Origin of the sequence: Bdellovibrio sp. HCB-110, from assembly GCF_047323225.1 — a bacterium.
Classification (GTDB): domain Bacteria; phylum Bdellovibrionota; class Bdellovibrionia; order Bdellovibrionales; family Bdellovibrionaceae; genus Bdellovibrio.
This window is the reverse complement of the sequence record NZ_CP178750.1, coordinates 2,374,308-2,398,823: the sequence shown is the minus strand read 5'-3', so window position 1 is coordinate 2,398,823 and position 24,516 is coordinate 2,374,308. Positions and strand designations below refer to the sequence as shown.

General features: G+C 42.1%; 23 protein-coding genes. 15 read left to right on the top strand and 8 right to left on the bottom strand.

The features are described 5' to 3' along the window. Positions 1-207 precede the first annotated feature (207 nt). Complete coding sequence (locus ACL934_RS11600; protein ID WP_374073604.1) at positions 208-804, top strand: hypothetical protein; 597 nt, start codon at positions 208-210, stop codon at positions 802-804. Positions 805-934: 130 nt separating this feature from the next. Here ACL934_RS11600 and ACL934_RS11595 read toward each other — a convergent pair whose 3' ends face one another. After that, positions 935-1,813 (bottom strand): aspartyl protease family protein, encoded by an 879-nt coding sequence (locus ACL934_RS11595; RefSeq protein ID WP_374073602.1) that lies wholly within the window; start codon positions 1,811-1,813, stop codon positions 935-937. Between the two features lie 165 nt (positions 1,814-1,978). Here ACL934_RS11595 and ACL934_RS11590 point away from each other — a divergent pair, with 165 nt between their 5' ends. Then, complete coding sequence (locus ACL934_RS11590; RefSeq protein WP_374073600.1) at positions 1,979-2,395, top strand: hypothetical protein; 417 nt, start codon at positions 1,979-1,981, stop codon at positions 2,393-2,395. 110 nt (positions 2,396-2,505) lie between these two features. On the opposite strand, the gene ACL934_RS11585 is transcribed toward ACL934_RS11590, so the two are convergent. Next, positions 2,506-2,955 (bottom strand): hypothetical protein, encoded by a 450-nt coding sequence (locus ACL934_RS11585; RefSeq protein ID WP_374073598.1) that lies wholly within the window; start codon positions 2,953-2,955, stop codon positions 2,506-2,508. A gap of 297 nt (positions 2,956-3,252) precedes the next feature. Here ACL934_RS11585 and ACL934_RS11580 point away from each other — a divergent pair, with 297 nt between their 5' ends. The 3 genes from ACL934_RS11580 (at position 3,253) to ACL934_RS11570 (ending at position 4,902) form a co-directional block, all read left to right on the top strand. After that, the gene (locus ACL934_RS11580; protein ID WP_374073595.1) at positions 3,253-3,687 is read left to right on the top strand and encodes a hypothetical protein; all 435 of its coding nucleotides are present in this window, start codon (positions 3,253-3,255) and stop codon (positions 3,685-3,687) included. Positions 3,688-3,916: 229 nt separating this feature from the next. After that, a complete protein-coding gene (locus ACL934_RS11575) occupies positions 3,917-4,531 on the top strand; it encodes a hypothetical protein (RefSeq protein ID WP_374073593.1) in 615 nt (204 codons plus the stop codon). Between the two features lie 200 nt (positions 4,532-4,731). Next, positions 4,732-4,902: a hypothetical protein gene (locus ACL934_RS11570; RefSeq protein ID WP_374073592.1), complete on the top strand. Its 171-nt coding sequence runs from the start codon at positions 4,732-4,734 to the stop codon at positions 4,900-4,902. A 368-nt stretch (positions 4,903-5,270) separates the two neighbouring features. Here ACL934_RS11570 and ACL934_RS11565 read toward each other — a convergent pair whose 3' ends face one another. Continuing rightward, positions 5,271-6,158, bottom strand: a complete 888-nt coding sequence (locus ACL934_RS11565) for a TIGR02147 family protein (RefSeq protein ID WP_374073590.1) — start codon at positions 6,156-6,158, stop codon at positions 5,271-5,273. Between the two features lie 190 nt (positions 6,159-6,348). On the opposite strand from ACL934_RS11565, the gene ACL934_RS11560 reads away from it, so the two are divergent. From ACL934_RS11560 to ACL934_RS11550, 3 genes are all read left to right on the top strand, one after another. Next, the gene (locus ACL934_RS11560; RefSeq protein ID WP_374073588.1) at positions 6,349-6,834 is read left to right on the top strand and encodes a hypothetical protein; all 486 of its coding nucleotides are present in this window, start codon (positions 6,349-6,351) and stop codon (positions 6,832-6,834) included. A 365-nt stretch (positions 6,835-7,199) separates the two neighbouring features. After that, positions 7,200-7,712 (top strand): hypothetical protein, encoded by a 513-nt coding sequence (locus ACL934_RS11555; RefSeq protein WP_374073587.1) that lies wholly within the window; start codon positions 7,200-7,202, stop codon positions 7,710-7,712. A gap of 322 nt (positions 7,713-8,034) precedes the next feature. Beyond that, the gene (locus ACL934_RS11550) at positions 8,035-10,620 is read left to right on the top strand and encodes a delta-60 repeat domain-containing protein (RefSeq protein ID WP_374073585.1); all 2,586 of its coding nucleotides are present in this window, start codon (positions 8,035-8,037) and stop codon (positions 10,618-10,620) included. A 39-nt stretch (positions 10,621-10,659) separates the two neighbouring features. Here ACL934_RS11550 and ACL934_RS11545 read toward each other — a convergent pair whose 3' ends face one another. Continuing rightward, complete coding sequence (locus ACL934_RS11545; RefSeq protein ID WP_374073584.1) at positions 10,660-11,286, bottom strand: hypothetical protein; 627 nt, start codon at positions 11,284-11,286, stop codon at positions 10,660-10,662. A 394-nt stretch (positions 11,287-11,680) separates the two neighbouring features. Then, positions 11,681-12,241 carry a hypothetical protein gene (locus ACL934_RS11540; RefSeq protein WP_374073582.1) on the bottom strand — a complete coding sequence of 187 codons (561 nt, stop codon included), beginning with the start codon at positions 12,239-12,241 and terminating at the stop codon, positions 11,681-11,683. A 98-nt stretch (positions 12,242-12,339) separates the two neighbouring features. Between ACL934_RS11540 and ACL934_RS11535 the strand changes: the two genes are divergently transcribed. The 6 genes from ACL934_RS11535 to ACL934_RS11510 all read left to right on the top strand — a co-directional run bounded on the left by ACL934_RS11535 (position 12,340) and on the right by ACL934_RS11510 (position 20,778). Continuing rightward, positions 12,340-13,203 (top strand): LysR family transcriptional regulator, encoded by an 864-nt coding sequence (locus tag ACL934_RS11535; RefSeq protein ID WP_374073580.1) that lies wholly within the window; start codon positions 12,340-12,342, stop codon positions 13,201-13,203. Positions 13,204-13,280: 77 nt separating this feature from the next. Further along, the gene (locus ACL934_RS11530) at positions 13,281-14,180 is read left to right on the top strand and encodes a hypothetical protein (protein ID WP_374073578.1); all 900 of its coding nucleotides are present in this window, start codon (positions 13,281-13,283) and stop codon (positions 14,178-14,180) included. A 173-nt stretch (positions 14,181-14,353) separates the two neighbouring features. Continuing rightward, positions 14,354-14,776 (top strand): hypothetical protein, encoded by a 423-nt coding sequence (locus ACL934_RS11525; protein WP_374073577.1) that lies wholly within the window; start codon positions 14,354-14,356, stop codon positions 14,774-14,776. Positions 14,777-14,979: 203 nt separating this feature from the next. After that, complete coding sequence (locus ACL934_RS11520) at positions 14,980-17,097, top strand: type II secretion system protein J (protein WP_374073576.1); 2,118 nt, start codon at positions 14,980-14,982, stop codon at positions 17,095-17,097. Next, positions 17,094-17,996, top strand: a complete 903-nt coding sequence (locus ACL934_RS11515) for a hypothetical protein (protein ID WP_374073574.1) — start codon at positions 17,094-17,096, stop codon at positions 17,994-17,996. The genes ACL934_RS11520 and ACL934_RS11515 overlap by 4 nt, the downstream gene beginning before the upstream one ends. A 97-nt stretch (positions 17,997-18,093) precedes the next feature. Then, positions 18,094-20,778, top strand: a complete 2,685-nt coding sequence (locus ACL934_RS11510) for an RCC1 domain-containing protein (RefSeq protein WP_374073573.1) — start codon at positions 18,094-18,096, stop codon at positions 20,776-20,778. A 76-nt stretch (positions 20,779-20,854) separates the two neighbouring features. Here the strand turns inward: ACL934_RS11510 and ACL934_RS11505 are convergent, their stop codons facing one another. Beyond that, the gene (locus ACL934_RS11505; protein ID WP_374073571.1) at positions 20,855-21,118 is read right to left on the bottom strand and encodes a hypothetical protein; all 264 of its coding nucleotides are present in this window, start codon (positions 21,116-21,118) and stop codon (positions 20,855-20,857) included. 96 nt (positions 21,119-21,214) lie between these two features. Here ACL934_RS11505 and ACL934_RS11500 point away from each other — a divergent pair, with 96 nt between their 5' ends. Then, positions 21,215-22,024, top strand: coding sequence for a LysR family transcriptional regulator (locus tag ACL934_RS11500; protein ID WP_374073569.1), 810 nt, complete (start codon positions 21,215-21,217; stop codon positions 22,022-22,024). Between the two features lie 67 nt (positions 22,025-22,091). Here the strand turns inward: ACL934_RS11500 and ACL934_RS11495 are convergent, their stop codons facing one another. Both ACL934_RS11495 and ACL934_RS11490 read right to left on the bottom strand, forming a co-directional pair. Next, positions 22,092-24,071, bottom strand: coding sequence for a DUF4105 domain-containing protein (locus ACL934_RS11495; RefSeq protein WP_374073567.1), 1,980 nt, complete (start codon positions 24,069-24,071; stop codon positions 22,092-22,094). Between the two features lie 23 nt (positions 24,072-24,094). After that, a complete protein-coding gene (locus tag ACL934_RS11490; protein ID WP_374073565.1) occupies positions 24,095-24,400 on the bottom strand; it encodes a hypothetical protein in 306 nt (101 codons plus the stop codon). Between the last annotated feature and the right edge of the window lie 116 nt (positions 24,401-24,516).

Here is a 24,516-nt window from a genome sequence, read left to right as displayed (position 1 = left end):
GGGTCAACATTCCGAATGGCATTTGCGCTGCTCGATAGTTCTCAAAGCAACGATGTAAACGAATTAATTAATATTATCCAATTTTATACTCCTTTGATGTGATCAGGATCGGCGCTGATTCTTATTTCTTATCTGAAGAAAAAGTCTTCTGGCATTCGGGTTGCAGACAGAAGCAATTGTTCAATTAAATATAAAATGGAGATAGATATGAAACCGTTTTTCCTTATTCTTACGGCACTCGTTTTAATTTCAGAAATAACATATGCTTCAGCAGCTCAGTTTTCCGTGACAGCTGATACTTATTCAATCCGTGTGACGGTTCCTCGTGAAACCAGTGTTGCAGATCTAATTGATGATGAGGGAAATATTTGGTTATTCCGCGTAAATGTCGGCGCTTATAAAAAAGGTGTTTACGGTCCCTATACTAAAAAAGAGGGCGGTGTCTCCACGTCATTGAACCCTGATATTGCCCGCCAATGGCGCCTAATTAAAGAAGGTAAGCAAACTTATATTTTTCTAATTTATCAGAACATCTTCAAGGACGAACTGTTCTATCCGGGTAAAGGCGGTTTGTATGTTAGTTCTCCAAAACTAACCGAGCAGACCAAACTTAATGACATTGCTGTTTTTGATGAGGTCAAGGTAAAGACGTCAGATTATAATGTCGTGGCTCAGATACCCATCGAATACTTCGATGAAGTTGTTAAGAGCTTCGAAGGAACGAAATTCACGGTCGGGGAACTCGTCGAAAGACTATTGAGTAATCCAACCACAAAATTGATCAACCGTGATTTTCAGCTATAAATATTTAGAGGTTGCTGCGATCCCACTGAACCTTTGTAAGTAGTTCAGATTGAGCTCAGCATAAAGAAGGCGTTGATTTATTTTCGACGCCTTCGCGGTCGTATGTATTCGTAAAACAAGTGTCATTAATCTAGTTAGAACTCGTAACTTCACAATTCCATTCATTTAGGGTCAGGTCGAATGTCCATCTGGCATGCGAGATTACGTTGTTCCCAAGTATGATTGGGCATCCCTCCATATGTTTCCGTAAATGATCGCCAAAATTGAATGCCGCCATTTCAATATCATTTACGATAAGGTCTCCAACTTGAACTGATCTACAAAGATAAACTTCTGATGGGATCTTATTTCCCAGTGCATCGGTTCCAACTTCTGACCGAAGTAGTTCAAAAAGATTCTTGTTACTTTTTATGAACTGACTGTCGATAACAGTTGTATCGGCGCCTGTGTCGAACAATGCATCAACAGACATTTTTCCTAGTCTAAGTGGAACTGTCATGTGTCCAGGTGAAAGCCTGTGTAACTGATGTTTGGTGCTTTTTATTGGAAAATGCTTTAGTAAGTTTAACGTTTTAGATTTTAAATCGATTTGAAATACAATCTCTTTAAGTCGATCGAGCCCCAGTAAACTCGGAGAGCATCTTGTAATTTGTGACCTACGAAATGAATAACTGCCAACTGAAATTTTATCGGGCTCAATAATGTCGCCTTTTTTGCCAATTCCTGCTGCCGCCTTGGAGTCTCGCTCTCCCATACTTGGATAAGAGTCTACATGGACATCGTTAGCGATACTTGAAGAAACGGCACCGGTATCCAACAAGAATATTTTAGAATGGCCGTCTACCTTTATTTCGACCTCTGGAACAAAAGTTCCAGGCCCTGTATATCTAAGAGTAAGAGGAATGGCCTCAATAAGCATAAACGACACCTCACTTGTGCACGGCAAATAATAACGGCAAGCCAAACAAGCGGTCATCAAAGAAATATTTTTAATAATTTTCTTGTTCAAGAGAATGCAAGGAATCCGATCCATTCAATCATGGTGTGTTGCTATCAAATATTGTGGCAACATTTTTAAGCAGCCATAATCTAAATTTTGTTAATAATACGAAGTCGCATCAAAAAAGAGCCGATATAAGTCTCGTTCCGGACTCTAATTGTTAAAAGGTGTTCGATGAGAAAATTTATTTATTTAGCATTCGTTCTATCAGCGATTCCAGTCCATGCAGTGATAACCACAGGCGCGAGTGATTTTTCTGCGGAAGTGAAAATTCTTCGAAAGATCGCTCAATGTGCTCAAAAAGGAGGTAGTACGGAAGTTATTCGGTCTTGCCGTAAAGGCCTGCTTTTGAAGGGCTTCACGCAAAGCCAACTGGATATTCTTTTCTCATGGTTTGCGCAAAAAACTGAAATCACATATCCGAAAATATGTCCCAAATCAGAGATCGAAATTATTCCAACTAAGACATTTGCGAAGACTAAGACCATACTATGTTCAAAATTCAAGAAAGAAACCCTAGAAATGACGGTGTTCTTTTTTATGGGTGAAGAGCACGAAAAAAATATTCTTTTGAGTATTAAAGAGCGGTAGGGCAGTCGATCGAAATAAAAGAAGGCGTTGATTTATTTTCAACGCCTTCTTGATCGATATATGTTCATGAAACAAGGGGATTGGCCTAAAATATTTTTCTGATCTCAAGTCTATTTTTGATTTTCAAAAGCCAAATCATTTTTACAAATCAGCCAAACCACGAGGTTGCCGTTCTCCGTTTTGATGATTTCGCCAGGGTCGTCGCCGTAGAATGTGATAGAAAATTTTGAAGGTAATTTGCCATCGATTACGGCGAAATGTTGTCGTGATTTATACTTCATTGAACCGTCTTTAGGTCCTACGGCGATTCCGGCAGTGGTTCCAGAAAGTTGATTTCCGAAACGATCGCTGCCATTATCCATTTCAAGATCAATCAATACCTTGTTACCATCTAGATCGCTAATTTGGGTTCCGCTTCGTGGCCCCCAAAAATTAAAACTCTGAGCAAATTCCTTCGACGTACCATCCGGGTGAACCAACCGGAAAGTCGCTGTACATGTGTAGTCCGCAAAAGCAAAATGACCAGATAGCATGGAAATAAGAATAGCAAAGTATTTCATGGAATCTCCCATAGTTTTGATAAGGGAAATTAAAGTTGAATTATTTTTGGGCTGCAATATCTAACTCATCCCATCAGCGATATTGTCGAATAACTACATCAGGTCCCGTGCTACAGAAAACCAAAAGATTTAAATACTTATCTTGTTCAAGAAGACTAAAGAAATCTGATCCATTCAACTATGGTGTTGCTGGGAAAATTGCAAGCAGCGATATGTCGAAATTTACCATACTTTTGAATCGCGATTTCTTGCTGTGGAAATTCATCCATGTTTAAGATGGCTCGAATAGGGAGCATTATGAAGTCTTTAGTGTTGTTCTTAGCATTGTTCGCAACCAACTCGTATGCAGCTGAAGTTCCGGTTCCTAACGCTTGCAATATCTCCTATATGTCTATTAAGCAGGATACCGGACTTGCGGGGATTGATTCCTATCTTCCAAGTGTTCTTTATAAAAAGGGATACATGCCGTTTGAGATTTCCGATCTTTCAAATGCGGAAGTTCTTAAGAATTCGACTAAATATATCGGATATAAAGTAGACGGTAGTGGAAGTGTACTTTCCGGTTACGTTTGTTTAACGACTTTATTGATTCGAGAAATTTTACCTTCCGGCGTTGATGTTATTCTTTGGGAGAGCACAGGGTATGACGAATCCCGAGACGACACTCGCACTGCATGTGAAAGAGCTTTTAAGAAAGCTCTTATGGCAATTCCGAGTTGCACTAAGCTTTAATAAGACCGTCGAGATTCTGAGTGTAAAAGCGGAAACATCTGCAAAGTATTGCCAGGGACGTTGCTCGCGGTATCTATACTTGCCAGCACTTTGAACTGCTAGTTTCTTGCAGTGGGGTTTTGTCTATGCTAAAGATGCCCCGAAACACAAGGAGCACATGAAGTCCTCAATATTGTTATTCTTAATGTTATTCGCAATGAGCCCGTACGCGTGGTCGGCGGTACCACGAGTGACGGTTTTTCCTGATTCTGACCATGGAAATCCATTGATCATTGCGAGGGTTATTGAAGAAATCCAATTTACTTTGAGTCAGGGCAAGAAAAATTGTTACTTCGTAGAGTTAGATCCATACTTTCAAAAATCTATAAATCAATTTTTATCCAATCGTGCTACCTACGAAGATTCATTTTTAAAAGCTTGGGGTGAGTATACTGAGAAGTATGGCTTTAAAAATGCGAAGAATATCTTACCAAAAAGTCTTCTGACCTTTTTAAAAGAGCGTGAAATCTCTGTTTATACTGCCGATATCTCCCGACAATCGCAAGTAGGGTGGCAAACTATTGCTATTATTAAAAAAATGGAAGCAGAAAGAATCAAGCAGGGGGCGTATTCACCTGAAACTTGGAATGAATACGTTCACATAATGATTGCCGTTAGGAATGAAGAGATCTCTCGAAATGTGATATCCAGAATTCAGAATGAGCGATGCGAACAATCTTATTTTTTAATTGGGAATGCGCATACGAAATCCGAGATTCCAAGATATGAAGGCTCCGTTGTTCCTGTTCAAGATTTGTTGATGCAGAGTGGGCTTCTCACACAGGTTGGACTTAAAGAGCCGTAGGACAGTTATTAAAAATTAAAAAGACGTTGATTTATTTTCAACGTCTTTTGGGTCGATATGATGAACTCACCCCCAGACCCCTAATCTAGATTGCATTTCAGGTTACAGCTGGCGCTGCACTGGTAGAAAACGGTTGATGCAAGTGTCGAGGTGCTACAGGAATTTACACAGCTTAGAACGCCATCATTCAGAAAACCAGAATGAATAGTAATACATTGGAAGGCTGCATTTTGTGCGGCACTATTAAATGCATTATGTTTGGCTTGCTCATAACAGTACCCTGGGAGATTTACAGCACAGGAGGAGCTTCCAAAGCCGATGCCTACGATGTGCAAGAAGGCAGCTTGTTCAGCGAAAACGGTGGATTCTAGAGTCAGTAGAACAAAAATCAAAAAGATACATTTTTTCATGTGTTATCCCCTGTGAAGCCCCACCACTATATTTTTGATTTCCTGATGTCGACGGGTTTGTTGTATTGCAGCCAACAAGTGTGGCTTCAAAAAAAACGAGCAACACATAAATTTCAAATCTTAAGCTTCGAATTGATATAAATCAAAGCCAGAGTTCGTAGATCAAACTGATGGCTTTTTGGATGTTCGTTTATTAGATCCCTCAGGTAAAAATGATCGCTTTGCGGTTTGCTCTCCCGATATTGAAGATTAAATCTTATTCAGCTTTATCTACCAATATTACTTGCCATTGAAGTTTTCAAATGGGTCTGAATTTCTTCGGGCCTATTTTACTTTGATACCGGCAAAATAGCAAAAAGCACTTGATACAGCCGCTTATTCTCGAAAAAATCCGAATCCATTTCTAAAGTCTTCTCGCGGATTCTAGATTCGGTATCTTTAGTGTATTTAATGAAATCTTCTTCATTTAATGCCACAAACCAGCTTCGGTGTTTTCGCGAAGGCTTTGGAAAGTTAATGGACAAAGCAGCTTGGTGAAAGCTTTTCCTATAGAACTGTTCAAGTCCCATGCTGGAAAAATTGTCTGGGATTTTAATATTCTTATGAGTGCTCGTGAATTGTCCATCGCTTTCTTCGACAAAACCTAAGGTACGCAGGATGTCGAGGGCTTCAGTTATTTTCTCTATTTCAACTTCGAGAGTGTCTGCTAATTGCTCTTTTGTCTTTTTATAATCTTTGAACGTTAAAAGAGTCCTAATCATCAAAGCGACAGGATTCATCAGCATTTCATGATGATGTTCAATTTCGAACTGGTGGGGAGACTGTTTGATAAGCCGAATAAGTTCTTTACCAAGCACTACCTTTCGTTCGTCGGTACGGCTTTGACTATAATGGCAAAGAATCTCGAAGATCTTTTTCTGATGACTATCAAATCCTATGTTTTCTTTAAGATTCTCTAGAAGCTTTGGGCTGATGGATCTTTTTCCCAAGGTCACAAAACGAATGTACGATTTATTTTTGAATCCCAGTTCTTGAGCCCATACCGAGTAAGAAAAACGAGCCTCGGTCTTTTTTCGATAGGCATAGTGATCTTGGAGGAATTGAAAAACATTGATGTAGTCGCTAATGATGGGTTTCATGCCCAATATCGTTATCTGATTCTGTTGATTGTGCAAGAGTAACCATCCAAGGGTACGCGCCAAGACTTTTTCACTCAATTTGGCGTACGTGTTTAAAAAGTAAATTCATCAACTAGTTTATAAAGCCAGCCGGCAGTTTTAAGTCTATGGCACAGCTATTGAAGTCATGGAAAGTATACCGTCTGTTTCGAGCATGTCGATTGTTTCACCGAGATGCTTTGGTCGCGGATAAAAAACAACTGTGAAACAAAAAAACTAGGAGAATGTTATGAAAAAAATGATGGTAGTCGTATTGATGCTTACTTCAACAATTGCAAACTCTGCTTTCGCAGGAACAACACAAGTTGGCTCCAGCGGAAACTCTACTATGAGTGTTGCCAAAGACCTTTGCTGGAGTTCCGATTCAGGATCTGTCTTCTTAAAAATGAAAGTCAAGTTGGATACTAAGAAGTCAGAATTGCAAATTCTTGGCTTCAGAGAAGTCGATCCTCAGACGGGAAAAGACCTCCAGACAGGAAAAGATATGTCCATTCAGCTTAGCAAAGTTCGTTTCGCTACGAAGGCAGACGATGAAAGCATGTATGGAACTGGCAAAAATAACGTCTTACTTTTCCCGAAAAGCGGTCAGACAATTGAAGGTGCAGAATTAGATCCTTCGATTCCTCTAATGCTAGTAAAGGTAAATCGTGAGGTGGCCTTGTTTGGACAAGGTGGTATTATTGGAAGCACTTCTCTTTGTAAGGAACTTAAGTAAGTACTTAGTTCAAAGAATCTTGGAATAGGTCTGAGCTTTTGCTTGGACCTATTTTTTTTCGCATTTTGTGTCTCTGGCTCTATAACTTCAACACTGTTGCGTATTTTAAGTTAAGCAACAGTCGGCGGCGGTACTTTTGTTAATAATCCAAATTGAAGAAGTCACACTTGCAATAAATAACTATGGATTTCGTGCTCAGCCCAATGAGACTTTCCTTGACTGAGCATTTGCACCTTTATTGATATCACAAGCATCATAAATTTTTTCCATCATAAACATCTTCTATTAATAGTATTAATCATAATTAATATCTTTTATTTATAAGGAATCTTACTGTGCCTCATCCCTCCGGGGAAGGAGTGCATATGAAAACAAAAAATCTATTGATGAGTTTATTGATGCTTGGTTTTTTTGGTAATGTCCACGCTGCAGAATCAAAGGATAAAGTTGCGGCGATCATTTCCGAAAATGTTGTGAATGCGGAACTCGAGATCGAACAGAACACATTTGTATGGAACGTCAATGGTTACGCTTGTCAGTTACCTGGATTGAGAATTCCAAAAGTTTGGTTTGATTTTAATGAGCAACTAAAGCACGACGATCTTTTTGGGACTGATGATCAATACCGAGCGATTGGATTGAAGAATCCAAATTTCAAATTCTGCATAGATCACGCTGATGCGGAAAAGGCTTTTGGTAAGGAGTTTATCCCGGGTGCAAAGCTTCCGATGAAAATTACAGTGAAAAGAGAAATCCGTATTGGCGAAAGATACGACTCAGCAGGGAAGTTAGTGAAAATCAGAGTGCTCGTAGAGACGACGACAGTAGAAGTTAACAATCGTGAATTAGAAAGTGTTGCTGAAGTTAACCTTCAATAAGATATGGGTTTTATGAAGATGAAAAACTTTTCCATAATGGCAGTGTATCCAGATCTTATTGGAAGATGGGTGATACAAGACGTCCAATGTTTTATAATTACGGTACAATGGACGGTTCTATTTCTTCCGTTTGTGTAATAGATTCGAATCTTTGAAGTTCCGGTGCAAGCGGATTTTAAGATGGGCGCGCTGCTCATCATTTGTAGCGCAACGTTTTTTAACTTTGGATGTCATTGACTCCTTCATGAATTTAGAACCTATTCCGATAAAATATCGGAATAGGATGTGGAACGTAGGTAAACCTCTTCATGCAAGGATTTTGATGTCTCAATATCAATATCACCGTGTTGTTATTGTTTTGTTTGTTTTATTGACTCTTAATGGTTGTTCTTTGCACAACGAGATCAAGGACACAATCGGAGGGGGATCCTCCGAGCCAGACACCTCACCTCCGGCAACGACGCCCTCCGCACCTTCAGGAAGTTTTGGCGCGCAGGGAGTGGTGAAGACTAATTTTTCGTTGAATGTGGGCCCCTCCAATGACGGGGTTCAAAAAATGAAGATTCAGAGTGATGGCAAATATGTCGTAGTTGGCCAGACTGACGGTGGTGGCACCAATGATTTTGCAATCGTGAGATATAATGCAGACGGATCTTTGGACACCAGTTTTAATTCTACCGGGAAAGTGGCCATGGAATTTGGATCCTATTCCTCTGATGGAGCTAATGCTGTGGCTATTCAGACCGATGGGAAAATTCTCGTGGCAGGTTATTCGGAAGTCACCTCCAGTGATTTCGCAATCGCGAGATACAACAGTGACGGTTCTCTGGACACCAGTTTTAATTCAAATGGGAAAGTAGTTACAGATATCGGTTCCAATTCCTATGATGTCGCCTATGGGATCGCGATTCAAGGTGATGGAAAGATCATCGTGATAGGTCATTCGAATGCCTCTGGCTCCGATGACTTTGTAATTGTGAGATACAATACGGACGGTTCTCTGGATGCGAGTTTCAATTCCACTGGGAAAGTGACGACAGATATCGGGACTGGCACAGTTGATTATGCCTTTTCCATGGCAGTTCAAAGTGATGGAAAGATTATCTTGGTTGGCGACACGTCGGCCTCAGGCTCAATAAATTTTGCGGTCGTAAGATATAATACGGATGGTTCCTTAGACACAAGTTTTAACTCCACAGGTAAGGTCATCACAGATATTAGTTCAGGCTCATACGATGTCGCCCATGATGTCACCCTTCAAGGGGATGGAAAGATCATCGTGGCAGGCTATTCGAATATCTCAAGCAACCGTGACTTTACGGTTGTTAGATACAATACAGATGGATCTTTAGACACAAGTTTCAATTCTACAGGCAAGGTAACAACGGATATCGGTTCAACTTCAACTGATTATGGAAATGCGATTTCCCTCCAAAGCGACGGAAAAATCATCGTGGTGGGACACAGTAATGCTGTGGGTTCCAATGATTTTGTGGTGGTGAGATATAATTCCGATGGCTCTTTGGATACCAGTTTTAATTCCACAGGAAAAGTATCTACAGATATAGGTACAGGTTCAAGTGAGTGGACTAAATCAGTGATAGTTCTTGGGGATGGAAAAATCCTTACGGCTGGATCCTCATCTTCCTCGGGATCTTATGATTTTACTTTGGCGAGATACAATACCAATGGTTCCTTGGATACAAGTTTTAATTCCACTGGAAAAGTATCCACAGATATTGGGTTGAGTTCCGTTGATGATGTGTTGAGTATTACAATTCAAAGTGATGGAAAAGTCGTGGCCGTTGGTCAATCGGGTAACACTGGTGCTTATGATTTTGCGGTGGCGAGATACAATACCGATGGTACGTTGGACACCAGTTTTAATTCTACCGGGAAAGTGACCACGGATATTGGAGCAGGCTCAAACGATAGTGCCTATACGGTGGCAATTCAAAGTGATGGAAAAATTGTTGTTGCTGGTAACTCCATTGCTGCGGGGGCTAGTGATTTTACATTGGTTAGATATAATAGCAATGGCACGCTGGACACCAGTTTTAATTCCACAGGTAAAGTCACCACGAATATCAGCACCTTTGATTTTGCCTATGAGATGGCCCTTCAAAGCGATGGCAAAATTCTGATTGTGGGTGTTACTGAGGTGGCTGGTAATATCGATTTTGTGGTTATTAGATATAATACGGATGGTTCTTTGGATACCAGCTTTAATTCCACAGGTAAAGTCACCACCGATTTGTCTTCGGGAAGTGATGATTACGCTTATGCAGTTAACATCCAAAGTGATGGAAAAATTCTTGTCGGAGGATATTCCACCTCCGCGGGCCCCAGTGATTTTGCGCTGGTCCGATACAATACAGATGGCTCTTTGGATACTAGCTTTAACTCCACAGGCAAGGTGATCACAGACAGTGGCACAAACTCCGCCGACGTTATTGACTCGCTTGCTATTCAAAGCGATGGAAAAATTGTTGTGGGAGGAACTTCTGGTGCCTCCGGTACGGATGATTTTGCGTTGGTGAGATACAACAACGACGGTTCCTTGGACACGAGTTTCAACTCCACAGGTAAGGTCTTCACTGATATCGGATCAGGGTCATGGGACTATATCTCTGACATAGCTATTCAAAGTGACGGAAAAATTCTTGCGACCGGGTATGGGGATGGATCTGGGAGCAATGACGTCGTTTTGGTAAAATACAATGCAAACGGTTCCTTGGATTCGGGATTTGGATCTGCGGGAAAAGTGGTTCTGGATTTCGGTGGTATCTCTGATTATGCCAAGGGCCTCATTCTTCAAAGTGATGGAAAAATATTAGTTGGTGGATCAACTGGTTTATTTTTGACGGATTTTTTAGTGATTCGCTTCAACAGCGACGGCAGTAGATAGACGAGGGCGGTCCTGAAGAATGAGGCGCCCTGATGTGTCCTATTTTCTCGAGAAGAGCGAGCGCAGGAAAGATCCTGTGCCGCCTTCAAAGTGGTAGGTGATGGTCAGCAGAATATTTTTTTCTTCATAGGGGCGTTGGCTAGAGAGCTCGGATTTTTCTGTGGGGATGTCGAATTTTTTTAATGAATAAATCGCGCCCAAACCCAAGCGTCCGAATTTGTAAATGAGCCCTCCGTAGAAATGAGGGTTCCCCATGTAAAAAATATTTTCAGTTGTTTGCGGGCCGACGGTGATTTGTTCAAAGGTGGCCTGTTGATACTCAGCGCCCACGATCAAGTAAGACAATCGATAACTCAATCCTATGCCGAAGGCAGATTGACCTAAAATCTGTTTTTGTCCCGTGTCGGGGAATTCATGGCTGCTATGAAGAAATTGATTTGAAACGGTCAGGTTGAAGAACTGATTCGCGCTTTGATAAAGCGGGAAATGAAGTCGTAAAAATGCGGTGTTTCCAGAAAGTTCCGTCTCGGCATCTTGTGGGCTGTGCATAGTCACTTGGGAAGTCCCGACTGATCCCTCTAACATCATTCCCTCATCAGCCGAGGCAGGCAGAGAGACAAGAGCTGAAAAAATGAGAACGTAAATTTTTGATCTATAAAAAGTCACGAAAACTCCTGAGAAAAGATTTTGAACACGTTCTCACATTGATAAAAAACAGTAAATTTTTTGTGAAAAATCCTTACAAAGGTCTCGAGGAAGTATCGAATGCTCAATGCGTTGCTTGTCATAGTAAAGCAACAGTAGAGAGATGCATTAAAGAATAATGATAAATATTGGAAACATTGAGTGTCTCTCTATCAAGAGAAATTCGAAATCAATCCTCTCGGAAATAAAAGGAGATATCGGACGACAAACTGATTCGAAGCAGAAGGAAAGAGTAAGGTCCTTCTTCAGTGGGATAATGGCTTAGTTTCCGCAGCTTTGTTTGTCAGAAACGCCGGAGGGATTGATCCAACCGGCGCGGTGAATTGCCATAGACTTATTTAAATTAATTAATTAATTAATACGGAATCAAAGTGCATTGATTTACGATAGTACCTTGTTCGTCAGCTTCAGTGATTACAACTCCCAGGCCTGTTCTTTCGATTGTCTGTGTGCCTGATAATTCAGCCGGATCATTGTTGAAACGAGCTTCGGAAACTGTGAGCACAAAGTTGCCGCCTTGATAGCCAGCCTTGTACTCGCGGAATCCTTCGCCGAGGTTATGATTTCTGCTTACGCCAATTGGATAGGACTCAATCATATAAAGAGCTGGGCTCAACATATTTTTTTCGCTGGGCACATCTATGATAAATGCTGTTGCAGAAGCGTTGATACGCACAGTGGGGGAAGACCAGTTGCCGTTGATCATCTTACAGTCTGAGCGGTAAATTCCGGAAAGAACCGTTTCAATAGTGTTGTTCACGGGGGCATTCACTTTGTGACCATGATTCACACAGCGTCGGATTCCTTTGCCTGTGCATGGCATAACACCGCGGCTTGAGCCTTTGGCAAAAGTGGGTGCTGCAAAAGCAACGGAAAGAATTAAACTCATAACTCCTGTCAACTGAACTAGTTTCATTTGGACTCCCTTGTTAAGTAGTTGAGGCGACTATAGGAAGATTTATTCATTAAATAAAATGATTTGATTTCATCGTTTTAGTTGAATAGCTTTCACGCATGAAGCTTGATCAACTTACTTATTTTTTAGAAACTGCAAAAACCCAACATATCGGAAAAGCATCTCGGCGGTTAAATGTCAGTCCCAGTGCTATCAGTCATAGCATTGCAGCACTTGAAGATGAATTGGGTCATCCTCTATTTGAAAAAGTAGGGAAGGCGATCAGTTTGTCGGCAACGGGGCGAAGCTTCGCGGAAAAAATTGAGCCTCTTTTGGTCGCATTAGCGCGGGCTAAAGAGGAATGTCAGTCGGAAAATGTAGAGCTTGAAGGAACCTTTAGAGCGGCATCGACTCACGGACTTGCCGGAGGTTTTCTGCTGCCTATGCTGGTCAAACTTGCGGAGGAAAATCCCAAACTTGTCTTTGAGTATTACAGTCTGCGCTCCGCTCAGGTCATTGAGAACGTGGCCCGGGGCGATCTGGATTTTGGAGTTTGCTTTGCGCCAACACCGTCGCCCTCTCTTGTTATTCATCCACTTCGCAAAGAACCTTTGGTGATAGCCGTTAAAAAGAATCATCCGCTCACAAAGCTTAAGGGCCCAGAGCTGATTCGATCATTGGCGCAGTATCCTCAGGCTTCTCCGAAAGCGTTTGTAGGAATTGAGGTTTGTGAGGAGCATCCAGCTCTCGTGAAGCTCGGAGTTCCCTTGAATCCTACGTTTATTTATGACTCTTATGAAGTGGCTTGTGAAGCGATCTCTCAAGGATTTTATTGGAGTTTAATTCCCGAGCTGTATCTTGAAAAAGGGAATCTGGTGAAGCTGAATATTCCGGGATTTGAAGCTATCACCCAGGTCTGTGCGATCACTCCCAAAGGCCGTCCACTTCCTAAGGCGATTCAGCAGTTTTTTGTTGCTCACTAGTATTTGTAGCAATGTTTGTTGGAGTCGCTGGCACAGAATAGGCATAGAGTAAGTAAACTCTTTTCAGGATCTTTCTAATGAGAAAATACCGCACAATGTTTTTACATATAGCCTTGCTTGTGACGATATTCGTCATTTCTATTCAAGGAGTTTATGCCAGCGAGCTTTCACCCGAAGCATTAGAAAGATCTATTCAAAATCGAATCGCGTATTTTGAACTTAATGGGCGGCATACGCCAGAGCTCGATAAAGCGAAGTTGGAAAAATGGATCGCTTTGTATGAGCGAATCTGTTTAGAAAAGGACCCTCAAAATTGTTTGGCGACTGAATGTGATATAGTGGAGAAGAACGAGCCCTGTCGAAAAAATCACGTCGTGTTATTTCGAGGGGAAAGCAAAGTCTATAAGACACCAGCAACTTCTCATTTTTTTCGGTATTCGCTAAAAAGGAAGAGCCTCGCTGAAACTTTAGAAATTTTAAATAAATCTTTTCTTCGTCTTTTGCCACTGGCGGATGAAGATTTTTACTCGGGCCATCTTCCTGCCGCTTTTAGTTTTAGAATAACAGAAGTCGGGGTCGAGTGGTTGCGGGAGGGAAAGGTTTTTGTTCCTGCAGCTTCAAGATCGGCGACGTTATATTCTCCAACAGAGTTTTTGATGCTGACTCATATGGCGGGCTCTTACTTAAAATATGTAGGTGATGGCGATGCGGTTTGGGATAGTATGGTGTCATTCTCTGCCGACCCAAGAGTAGCGAAACGTTTTGCGGAGCAGGACGCCGCTTTGCAAAGACGCGTCGTCGTAATCTCGGTGGATAAAGCGAGTTTTTTTAGGAGCGCACAGGGCTTGCCGGAAATCTCTCAAGTTGTAGATCCTTCCGCTTTTAGAGGAAGCAATGAGTTTTCTGACGAAGTCGAATACGACGTTTTTGTTGCTGTCGACGCTGGAGATATTTTTGATAGTCTGCTTATCGAGTAGTTCGTTTCTCGATGCGTTGCTTTTGTATTAAAGTAGCAACGTCTGATCTCTGGGCGAAGCGATAAAATTCTCATGGTTTCTATTACACGTAAATTACTTTTCGGAATTCTTAAGATTTTTTCAGTCACTTGATTTATAGTGCGCGCACTCTCATTACAAATCAGGAGAAAAAAATGAAAAGAATCGTTTCATATTCAATGACTGCTTTTTTTGCTATGTCGTCTTTTGCCTTTGCGCAGTCTGTGCCAGTGCAATTTCAGAGTAGAAGTTTGACTCCGGTAGAAGTGCAAACTTTCGTAACAACGCTTTTTAATAAAAAGTGCCAAGGTGCTGTTGCCAAAGCTCTCGAAGTCGGAACAACTCCCTACACAGATTTGGAAGACAATTATCATACTTATGAAAATCGCAATGTAGTAAGTGCGCACTATGATATCGTTTACGATGCGTCCTTCCCGCGTGATATGGTTGCTACCATTGCTGTTAATTACACGATGCTTGAGAATGGCGGAGTGAAAATTAATGCCGCTCGTATTATGGGCGCATGGGACACTTCTCACTGTGATGCTGGGATTTATAATCCACAAAATTTAAAATAAATTTATAGCAGGGCACTGAGGAAAATTCGGTGCCCCTTTTTCTTGCGTATCTGAAATGCGTTGCTTTGAAAATTAGCGAGCCACGAACTTAAATGTGCTGCCTACGAATGTCATAGCAACACAATATTTTTGTAAAGTCGTTTGTTTTCACTTTCATGTAAAAGATGACTTTAACTTCTGTTCGGAAAACCCGAAAAAGAAGTATGAGCCACTCTCATAAGGGTTTTACGCTTATCGAAGTCCTTCTCGCCATGGTTGTTCTTTCCATGGTGTCTACGGCCTCTATTGAATTTATAAATTATGTTAGGAATGAAAATACACGGCAGACGGCGATCGCTCTAAGGAATACGGAGCTGAGTCAGTTCTTCATGCTTTTGAGTAATCCCAACTATGTCGGATCTTTAGCTGCCTACGAGAAGAATACGCATCTCAAGAGCTGCCTTTCGGACGACACCATACTTTGCGACACTTCTAAGCCGTATCCTTTGACTTCGTTTGATTTAACGACGGGAAATGTTTTAAACCACATCGATACTGAAGCCACCCGCTACGTTCAGACGCATTTAAGCTTCAAGGTTCATTGTCCTTTAGATCAGTCTAGTTGTGAAAAGGCGGACTATATCAATATCACTATTGATTCATCCGTTGCGGGGCCCCTGGGAATTAATTTCTCGTCAAGCAAAGTGGTCACGGTTTCTCCACAGACGACGCAGATCCTCACCTTGGTTCCGAATACTCAACTTGAAGACGGGCGTCCCATAAATGTCATACTCTTTGTCGACGGTTCCAACAGTATGAGTGGAATCAAAGATATGTTTAAAGCTAATATGGTTAAGTTAGTTGATTCTCTGAAAGATCTGAATGCCAATGTCGCGGTATATTCAATTAATAACCACAATTCCATCCAGGGCAATTATCAAGGATATACGCTGGATGGGTCGGGAAACAAAACTTGGATAGAAACTTTCACCGAATTAAAGAACCTGCCCGACGGAACTATCTTCTATTCCGATTACATTAGCAAATTCGCATATAGAGGCGTCTACAACACCGGAGCGACGTATGGGAGTTCGTTTCTCTACGATAGCGTAGGAATCTTTTCTTTTAAAAATTCCATGTCTGAAGCAGAAAGAGCTTCGACAATCAACGGGCTTCTCGGGAAAATTGACCGAATTTTCGAATCAGGGGAAATCACGAATGCAAAGGATGCTCCATTGTGCGCGATGATTCGTATTCTTGAGGAGGCCGTAAAAAAAGAATCCGCTTTGACAATTGATCCGACGTCTCCGACCGTGTTTATGCTTTTAACCAACGAAGATGATGAAAGTCATCTTTATGATCTTAACGAAACGACGGGCCTTTTTCCGACAGCGGCGGATTGTGGTCGTCAGTTTACTCACAAGAAACAGAAAATGCCTTCGGCAATTCTCGTGTACGGATCTGCTTTTCGCATGGGAGTTGCGGCGACCATAGAAATTGAAATTGACGGTGCTCCTGCGACTAGAACTTTTACAATTGGGAGCGGAAGCCAAATGCCTGTCCCGATCGTGCCAACACCTACGATGGCTGACGGGGACAGTTGCCTTGGAACTGTACTCGCCGATCCTGCTCCATTTTTGGACCTGGTAAAGATCAATTACCCCACCTTCACTGGGAAATACAACATCAGCAACTGTATTATCGCTACAGACAAATATTTGCATTTGGGAACTTATCAACCCACTTCGCCAGCGACAGACTTTTGCAATAGCACGATGGTGAAAAATCACGTGAATTATAAATACCTGATTCCAGGAACTTGCTATGAGATGCCGGAGAGTAGTGTGGGTGCATCAAATCTTGGGTTTACATTTACTGAGGTTTTTCTTCCTGAGGATTCGGTCGCTCACACCAATGACGATTTACCCACAGGAATTTACAATTTAATTAAGCAAAAATTTAATATTGATAATTTCTACTATGTGCCGGTCATTAATCCGGTGAGTGGTGTTTGTCCCCTGACACCAGGAGCTCAAATCGGAACAAAATATCAGGCCCTCGCAACAAAGATGGGAGAAGTTCACTCAGAGGTTGTTCCTATTTGCAGTTCGGATTATGCGTCTAAGTTTTTAACGGTTTCAAATTATCTGTCTACTTTAGGCGTCGGAGATTTTAAACTTCCGGCGCTAGTTGCACAAAATATCAGTGGTGTCGAAGTCCTTCGCGGATCGAATATACTTTTGCCGACGTCAGGAGCCGACTATACAGTTACAAACGATTTGCTCATTTTTAAAACGGGCTATTTACTGCCTACGGACATCGTGAAGGTTTACACGAAATGAGGACTCTTGGTAAAAATGGCTTTTCATTAGTCCAACTGCTCTTGGCGATAGGTCTCTTAGGTATACTTGCTGGTGTTTTTGCGGACATGATTATTAACTTACAAAAAGAGGTTCGTCGTACCAGTGCCCAGCAGGGAAGAATTCTAGCTTCCTATCAGCTGGATCAGATAACCACATCGCCGTTCGGCGTAAGAACGAGTGCTCTTTTACCTGATGTGATCAATGAGCCATTAAGAGCTTGCGTTCGTGGCGGCGCTACGACAGGTTGTACAAGTAACTGCTGTCAAGGTGGGCAGAGTTTTGATTTCATTCTCTTGGATCCTCGCGATACCAATCCCAACTTAAGTGCGAGAGCACGTCTTGGTGGAACTTCCACGAATCCTGTTTATTACGATGAAGCTGGGAGTAATAACTGCATTCCTCCGAGATGCACCTATCGCGTCGCCACGAGTTTTGTGGCTCAATGTCCAGGCGGAGTTGCTCAGTGCGATCACGCGGAGCATTTGGTCATTACGGTGGCGATGGATCCGGAGCCTGGGAAAGAGTATTTAATGCGACCCCAAAAAAGGACGCTCATTCATTTCGTGAATATTAATTATAAACCATTTATTTCACCGATCTCAGACCAAACACTTACGGCCGGCTCGACTGTAAACCTGTCAGTTTATGGAAACTCGGGACATCCTTCAGAAGTACAAAACTTTATTTTTGCAAAATGCTCTTCATCTTCAAGTGCTACTGCGAAAGTCACCTGTTACGGATTTTTAAATGGTGTCGGGACAATGCGGATAGAGCCCCTCATGGCTGGGACTGCGCAAATCACTTTGCAAATAAATGACGGGGGGATGGAGAATAATTTATCGGATGACCTCACATTTGATGTCGTTGTGTCTCCTTGAGGCATTGCTCGGTTTTGTAGGCAACATTAAGAGGATTGTCGAACGAAAAAGAATTCCGATTGTCTATAGTAAATAGTTAGCCGGCCGAAAAGATATTATGTGCATTCGTGTTATAATCTTGTTCTGTATTCCGGTTCTATTATCTGCATGTTCTTTAGATGCCAATATTTTTCAATCTTCATCAACTCCCTCAATCCGTCTCAAAATTGTTCAGGATGAAGCCTCGCCGCTTTCTACGAACACGTTTGATAATCAGGCGCGGTTCAAAATTATTTCAACGGAAGAATTAGAAGCGAGTGCATTTAATCCAAGTATTTTCAAACAAAATGGCACGGCTAAGGGGCTTGTGTTTAGTTTGTCACCTACCACAGGCAAATCAAAAGAATTCACGCTGGACGTGGCAGTTTCCTCAGCGCCGGGAAGTATCGAGATTGAGATTCCAAGTGGAAGCGTCAGTTTCGCAGATCACACGGCGAATGAACAGGTTGTATCTCCAAGTGTAAGTAAAACGATGACTCAGACAGAGGCGAAGCTGGCGTTGGGATTCAATCATACTTGTTATATCGACGTGAATAACTCAGTTCGTTGTTTGGGCCATGCTTTTGAAGGACAATTTGGTGACGGCAGTGGTGTCGATGCCGATCGAGGTGTTCCGGGATTAATAGATTCAAGCTTAATCAGTGGAAGCGTTTCAATACGCAAGATAGTGGCTTCCGCCTATGGAGTTTGTGCGCTTAATAGTGACGGAGCTGTTTATTGCTGGGGGGACAATTACGAAGGGCAAGCAGGTACCGGTACGACCGGAGGACTCTTAATCCCAACCCCTTTGCTTGTGACGAACATTTCGGGAGAAAAAAAGTTTCGTGACATCTCTACATACTATGTCACCAGTTGTGGAATCACAGAGACAGATAAGCTATTTTGCTGGGGATATATTCCATATGCAGGAAATTCCTCCGAGCCTCAGCTTATGGATCTTTCGGCGTTGGGTTCATCAGTCAAAGTTGTGCAAGTAAGTGTTGGTTATAGTCATGTCTGTGGTCTTTCAAGTGATGGCAGAATATTTTGTTTCGGAAGCGCTTCGTCCGGTCAGCTCGGCGATGGTACAACTACGGCGAGAGCAACACCTATGTGGATTGATGAATCCAGTTTACCAAATGGGACCTCGTTCAAGCAGGTGAGTGTCTCGGAAAACCATAGTTGTGCTTTGAGTTTTGCTGGAGAAATATTTTGTTGGGGAGCGAATAATAGCGGACAGCTTGGCGATGGAACGACTGGCAAACGTCTTGTACCAACAGCCGTGGATCGCTCGCTGGTTCCCTCTTCGGAAGTCTTTTCAAAAGTGGTGGCAGGCAGATATTTGACTTGCGGCCTTTCTTCTGCCGGAAATGCTTATTGCTTCGGTAATAACGGCGATTATACTGTAGGGAACGGAGCTTCGCAAAATGCCCTAAGCCCCACGCAGGTAGATGCGTCGCTACTTCCTGCAGGATCAAAATTCAAAAATATTTTTATGAGCCAATATCGGACATGTGCGGAAACTACGAACAATCAAGTGGCATGTTGGGGTTGGGAGAATAATTATTTAAGTTTTTTCAGAGAAACGGATCCATTAAAACCGTTTGAAATTTCTGCTCCACCACTGAGTTCGGGGAGTTGGAAATCATTTGTTGCAAAATATAATTATGCCTGCGGGACAAGCAGTGATGACACGGCTTATTGTTGGGGAGAAGGGACTAGGGTGTTGGGGACAGGCAATAGCATCGAAACAACGCCAGGTCCTGTTGACACGTCTCTTATGACGGGTGCCAAGAAATTTTCTCAATTAGCCGTCTCATTTTCAGCGGTTTGTGGGGTTGCTACAGATGGCATTCTTTACTGTTGGGGAGGTTCAAGCGCTTTGGGCTTGGGTGCTGTGACAGTCGCAGATGTACCGACACCCGTTCTTACATCGGATATGACGGGAGCTACAACATTTTCTCAAGTGAGTGTTGGTGGGCGCCACGCGTGCGGTGTTGCGACGGATGGTAAAGGCTATTGCTGGGGAGAGATGACCTCAAGTCCAGGTCTCTATGCTCCGGTGTTGGGAAATGGCTCGTTGGCCTTAAAAAATAAGCCCTATCCGGTATACACGGCCAACATTGCTTCGGGTTCCACGCTCTTTTCGAAAATCATCACAACGAATTTTCACTCTTGCGGCCTTATGACAGATGGTGTTGTGTATTGTTGGGGAGCAAAGGATTGGACTGGGGGACATAGCTCAACAAATATGACGACGGTGCCTCTTCCCTTGGATACTTCGGCAATGACGGGAGCGACAACATTCAGTGATATATACGGAAGCGACGAAGCTTTTTGCGGCACTTCGACAGATGGTCTGCCTTATTGCTGGGGATTCAACTACTATGGACTGCTGGGAACGGGTGACACCGTAAGTTCCGCCGACAAAGTGATGCCCGTCGACGTTTCCGGTATTTCTGGCCCCCTGACTGTCAGTTCGATGCATGCGTTCTATTCTTTCTCTTGCGGGATATTGCGCTCTAATTCGATTTATTGTTGGGGAAGTTTGTTGCCGTCGTTAGGAGAAACAATCGCTACAGCGAAAAAGACGCCGCATCTTTTAGATCAAGGCGGTGGATTGAATGGCAGTATTGTCGGTCTAAGCGGTTACAATAATATATATGCTCTGACGGACACAGGCCACCTATATTGCTGGGGGCTTGACTGTAAAATGGGACTTCCGCGAACAAAGCCCACTTTGCAGGTTTGGCCTGACTACTAAAGGTTGATGCTCACTGTCTTTATTGGGGGAATCAGGACAATGAGCATCCGGAGATACGATATCTGTCACATTTGTTCTAGTTAAAGCAAGTTCCCTGGGCGGTGACGGCGTAATAGTTTACGTAACCGCCATCGTCGCCGGTTTGTTGGCAAGCGCCATAAAATACGTTTTTAAGGTTCATACCCTGGTTTTGGCATTGCTGTGCGAGGTTTTCTTTTGCCAGATTTTCTGCATTTGCGCAGTTAAAGGGACCTTCCTGGGTTGTTTCGACTGTCTTTGTGTCGGACCAGGCCTGGGGCGCAAGAAATGTCGTCAGTAAAATTATCAGAATTTTTTTCATTTGGAGAGCTCCTTTTAGATATGGAGCGCTTATATCTCACAGGAGGTTATAATTAAAGTGACTAATATTTATCAAATAAGTTAGAATAAGTTACTTATGAAAACTGAAGAATTAAGCCTTTCTGCGCTAAAATACTTTTTCGACGTCGTAGAAACCCAAAGTTTGACTAAAGCAGCCGAATTGAATTTTGTGACCCGGCCTGCAATTAGCCAGGCCGTTCTTCGATTGGAAGAGTGGGTCGGTAAATCATTAACGACCCATCGAAAGAAGAACTTTGAGCTGACGCCTGCAGGTGAGGAGTTTTATCGTCATATGAAGGCTTCATTCCTGAGTTTTAAAAAAAATGTGGAATCCTCAGTGCGGGAGTCCCACTCTCTTAAAATAGGATGCTCGTCCAGTCTTGCGGAGTCTTTTCTTTTTCCCGCTCTAAAACAATTCACATCTGTAGAGTCATTACATCTGGTTACGGGAACTTCCAAACAATTATCAAACCTCCTCGATGAAGAGGAAATTCATATGGCTCTCTTTTTGGCGGAAGCCAGAGGCGGACGAAAAGGCATTAAGATTGATTCTGGTTCGTTCGTTTTAGCTTCCCGGGATGGGAGGATGGGGCCCAAGATTGTGACGACAGAGATTCGTCCGGAAGTAACGGCTCTTAAAAGGCATCTTTTGAGGCAAGCGCAGAACGTTTCATTTTTGACGGTGGAAAGTTGGTCCCTGGCTGCGAAGTTAGCATATGAGATTAATTGCGTCTGTCTGGTGCCGGAATTTTTAATTGGATCAAAACTAAAGAAAATTCCCTTGCGTGGATTCAAACCTGGATACGAAGTTATACTTCGAAACGTCGCCCGAGAAAAAATGTCGACAATGGAAATGCAATTGCTGACTTTTCTTTCAACTGTCTAAAGGAGTTGACTGCAAAATGGGGCTTCCAAAAACAAAGCCCACTTTGCAGTATTATCCTAGCTATACTTCAGGGATTTTGGGTAGATGACGGAGACTTTTTTGGTTTTAAGTACTCGACAGAGTCTAAAAGCATTTTTTCTGACATTTGAAGTTCGGCCAAGAATTCGGAACCTAGAATGGTTCGTGTTTTCTCTTCAATCGTGTCCTCGATCAGCTTTCTGTTTTGGGCATTCGACGAGTCATTTTCATTATTTTGAATCAAATTTTTTATCAAGGTCATTTCAGAGTCAAAAGGAATACCGTAGGTGCCCTTATAATGGTTCCCGATAAAACCGATTTCACTTTTTCTGCTTTCTTTAAGTCGTTGAATTATTTCTGAGTCTTTTTGTTTGGACTCAAAGTCCAAGATAACAATATTTCTCATATGGCTTAGTTTCTCTAATTTAAGTTTTTCTAAAATGAAGAATGTTGAAATATCTTTTTTAATTTTTTTGAGTTTTTCAAAGATTTCAATATCTTTACTTGGTGGCTGATTTAACCAGTCGTTCATCGTTTTATAATTGGAGCCCGTGGAGCGATTAAGAGAAATCAACAGTTTTTCAAAGGTTTCTTTTTTTGATTTCCATATATAAAGACCATCTGAGTTCTCTTGAGTTTTCAGATCCCGTCCCACATGGTTTTTAAAAATGATTTCTTTAAGGCCGTTAGGTGTATTAATTCTTTCGGAAGCAAATTCTGAGTTCTTTGGAAATAACATTTTTAAAAGATTAAATGTTTCAACAGCACAGTTGTTTGAAATAAAGAAGTATTGACCGCGATAACTCCAGAACTGCTCTTTAACTCTGGTGATGAGGTCAGCAATTTGATAATGATTGAGAAAAAGGGGATAACTAATTAGGTCTCTTAACTCAAGTTGAGTATATTCATTAATGACATTCAGTAGGGGCATTATATAAATGCGTGAGCTGTAACCTCCCGTGAGACCTTTTAGCTTGTCGATAGCGAGATCGTTGACGGCGGCTGCATAACTGATCACTTTATGGTAGGTGATATCTTTGAGGCAATCTGGACCTACTTGTGTTCTAAAGGGAGCGCATATGACTAGTCGAAGCATTGAATGTCCCCATCTTGAGGCAGAGCTGTCGCCCTTATCGGCAAGAAGATAGTGAACCTCATAAACCCGATCAGCATTGAGTTCATCAAACACGATTTTCGTTTCCGAAGGTAGAATCATCGTCGTCATAACACCGGAACCGACATTGCAGTGATGATTTTTATAGGGATAATATCCAAAGTGTTTCGATAAAAGCTGGTAAGCAGTCGGACGGCGGCATTTATACTCCGGATCCATCAAGTAGAATTCGAAGTTGACTGCGAAAGCTTCTTCAGGATTTTTGAATTCATAGGGATTTGGAGAACGGAGAGTTTGATCATCCTCTTCGGTGACTTTATGTCCAGAAATCTTTTTTGGATGCCAGCTAACAGAGTATAAAAATTGAGGGTTATCTGAGATATTATTTTTAAAATTAAATAGTGTGCACCGGGCCGGGATACTATTTTGTCCGTTGTCGCCCGCTGTAATTTCACGACATTCAGAGCGTAGAATATAATCCCTTTTTAGGGATTCGTCAGAAATATTACCTAATCGAGATAGATCGTACTGATGAGAGATCTCGTGCAGAAGAGTTCCCAAAGCAACATCATAATAAGTTTTATGATGGCTTGCGAGTGTCGTATTTGGAATTGCATTTTTTCTTCCTCTTGCGATATGGGGAAGCAGCGTTTCTGAAAGAATAACCTCATTACTAAGGCTAGAGGTTTTGCCATGTTGTTGTATGGGGGCGAAAGTGACCAGAAGGGTTTTGTCGAGTCTTCTTTTGAGTTCAGGTGGAAGCATGTGCTCCGCCGTGTTCACTAAATTTCGAACTTCAGGCAGATCACTGTTATTTAAATTATCTTCAACAAGTTTTAGTTCTAGTGCTGCAGTTTCCAGGGAGAAGATCAACGAAATAAAGAATATCGCTGTATTTAGAATCTCTTTTTTCATCGGAATCTTCTCCCTGCATTCAATTAAGAATCGCCCTTAGATAAAGTGACAATAATTGAAAGAACTTCTTCATCAGTTGATTGTTGAAGCTCCGGGATTTCCGCTCTCATTTTTTCCATAACAGACTTAAGTTCTGGCGAGACAACTCCCGTCTCCAACGCAACAAGCGCGTCGCCTTGAACTTGCACGAGGTCGTTCAATTCAGCTAAATCCGCCGAGCTAGCGGCTGTTCCAAGTACGCTTCCTGCTGTAGTGCCCACCGATAACTCGGCAAAGGCAGAACCCGCAATTACCGATGTTGCAATAAATACTAAAATACTCTTTTTCATAAAATCTCCTTTGTTGTTTGAATGAAGGTCGTTGCACAGGGTGTGCCATGTAATAACCAGCGATATACAAATAATGATTGGTATTGCTAAAAAAAGTGACGGGCAACGATGACAAT

Coding starts and splice junctions, on each gene's coding strand:
- ACL934_RS11600 (WP_374073604.1), top strand. CDS start 208: ATGAAACCGTTTTTCCTTATTCTTACGGCACTCGTTTTAATTTCAGAA.
- ACL934_RS11590 (WP_374073600.1), top strand. CDS start 1,979: ATGAGAAAATTTATTTATTTAGCATTCGTTCTATCAGCGATTCCAGTC.
- ACL934_RS11585 (WP_374073598.1), bottom strand. CDS start 2,955: ATGAAATACTTTGCTATTCTTATTTCCATGCTATCTGGTCATTTTGCT.
- ACL934_RS11580 (WP_374073595.1), top strand. CDS start 3,253: ATGAAGTCTTTAGTGTTGTTCTTAGCATTGTTCGCAACCAACTCGTAT.
- ACL934_RS11570 (WP_374073592.1), top strand. CDS start 4,732: ATGAATAGTAATACATTGGAAGGCTGCATTTTGTGCGGCACTATTAAA.
- ACL934_RS11560 (WP_374073588.1), top strand. CDS start 6,349: ATGAAAAAAATGATGGTAGTCGTATTGATGCTTACTTCAACAATTGCA.
- ACL934_RS11555 (WP_374073587.1), top strand. CDS start 7,200: ATGAAAACAAAAAATCTATTGATGAGTTTATTGATGCTTGGTTTTTTT.
- ACL934_RS11550 (WP_374073585.1), top strand. CDS start 8,035: ATGTCTCAATATCAATATCACCGTGTTGTTATTGTTTTGTTTGTTTTA.
- ACL934_RS11540 (WP_374073582.1), bottom strand. CDS start 12,241: ATGAAACTAGTTCAGTTGACAGGAGTTATGAGTTTAATTCTTTCCGTT.
- ACL934_RS11535 (WP_374073580.1), top strand. CDS start 12,340: ATGAAGCTTGATCAACTTACTTATTTTTTAGAAACTGCAAAAACCCAA.
- ACL934_RS11530 (WP_374073578.1), top strand. CDS start 13,281: ATGAGAAAATACCGCACAATGTTTTTACATATAGCCTTGCTTGTGACG.
- ACL934_RS11525 (WP_374073577.1), top strand. CDS start 14,354: ATGAAAAGAATCGTTTCATATTCAATGACTGCTTTTTTTGCTATGTCG.
- ACL934_RS11520 (WP_374073576.1), top strand. CDS start 14,980: ATGAGCCACTCTCATAAGGGTTTTACGCTTATCGAAGTCCTTCTCGCC.
- ACL934_RS11515 (WP_374073574.1), top strand. CDS start 17,094: ATGAGGACTCTTGGTAAAAATGGCTTTTCATTAGTCCAACTGCTCTTG.
- ACL934_RS11510 (WP_374073573.1), top strand. CDS start 18,094: ATGTGCATTCGTGTTATAATCTTGTTCTGTATTCCGGTTCTATTATCT.
- ACL934_RS11505 (WP_374073571.1), bottom strand. CDS start 21,118: ATGAAAAAAATTCTGATAATTTTACTGACGACATTTCTTGCGCCCCAG.
- ACL934_RS11500 (WP_374073569.1), top strand. CDS start 21,215: ATGAAAACTGAAGAATTAAGCCTTTCTGCGCTAAAATACTTTTTCGAC.
- ACL934_RS11495 (WP_374073567.1), bottom strand. CDS start 24,071: ATGAAAAAAGAGATTCTAAATACAGCGATATTCTTTATTTCGTTGATC.
- ACL934_RS11490 (WP_374073565.1), bottom strand. CDS start 24,400: ATGAAAAAGAGTATTTTAGTATTTATTGCAACATCGGTAATTGCGGGT.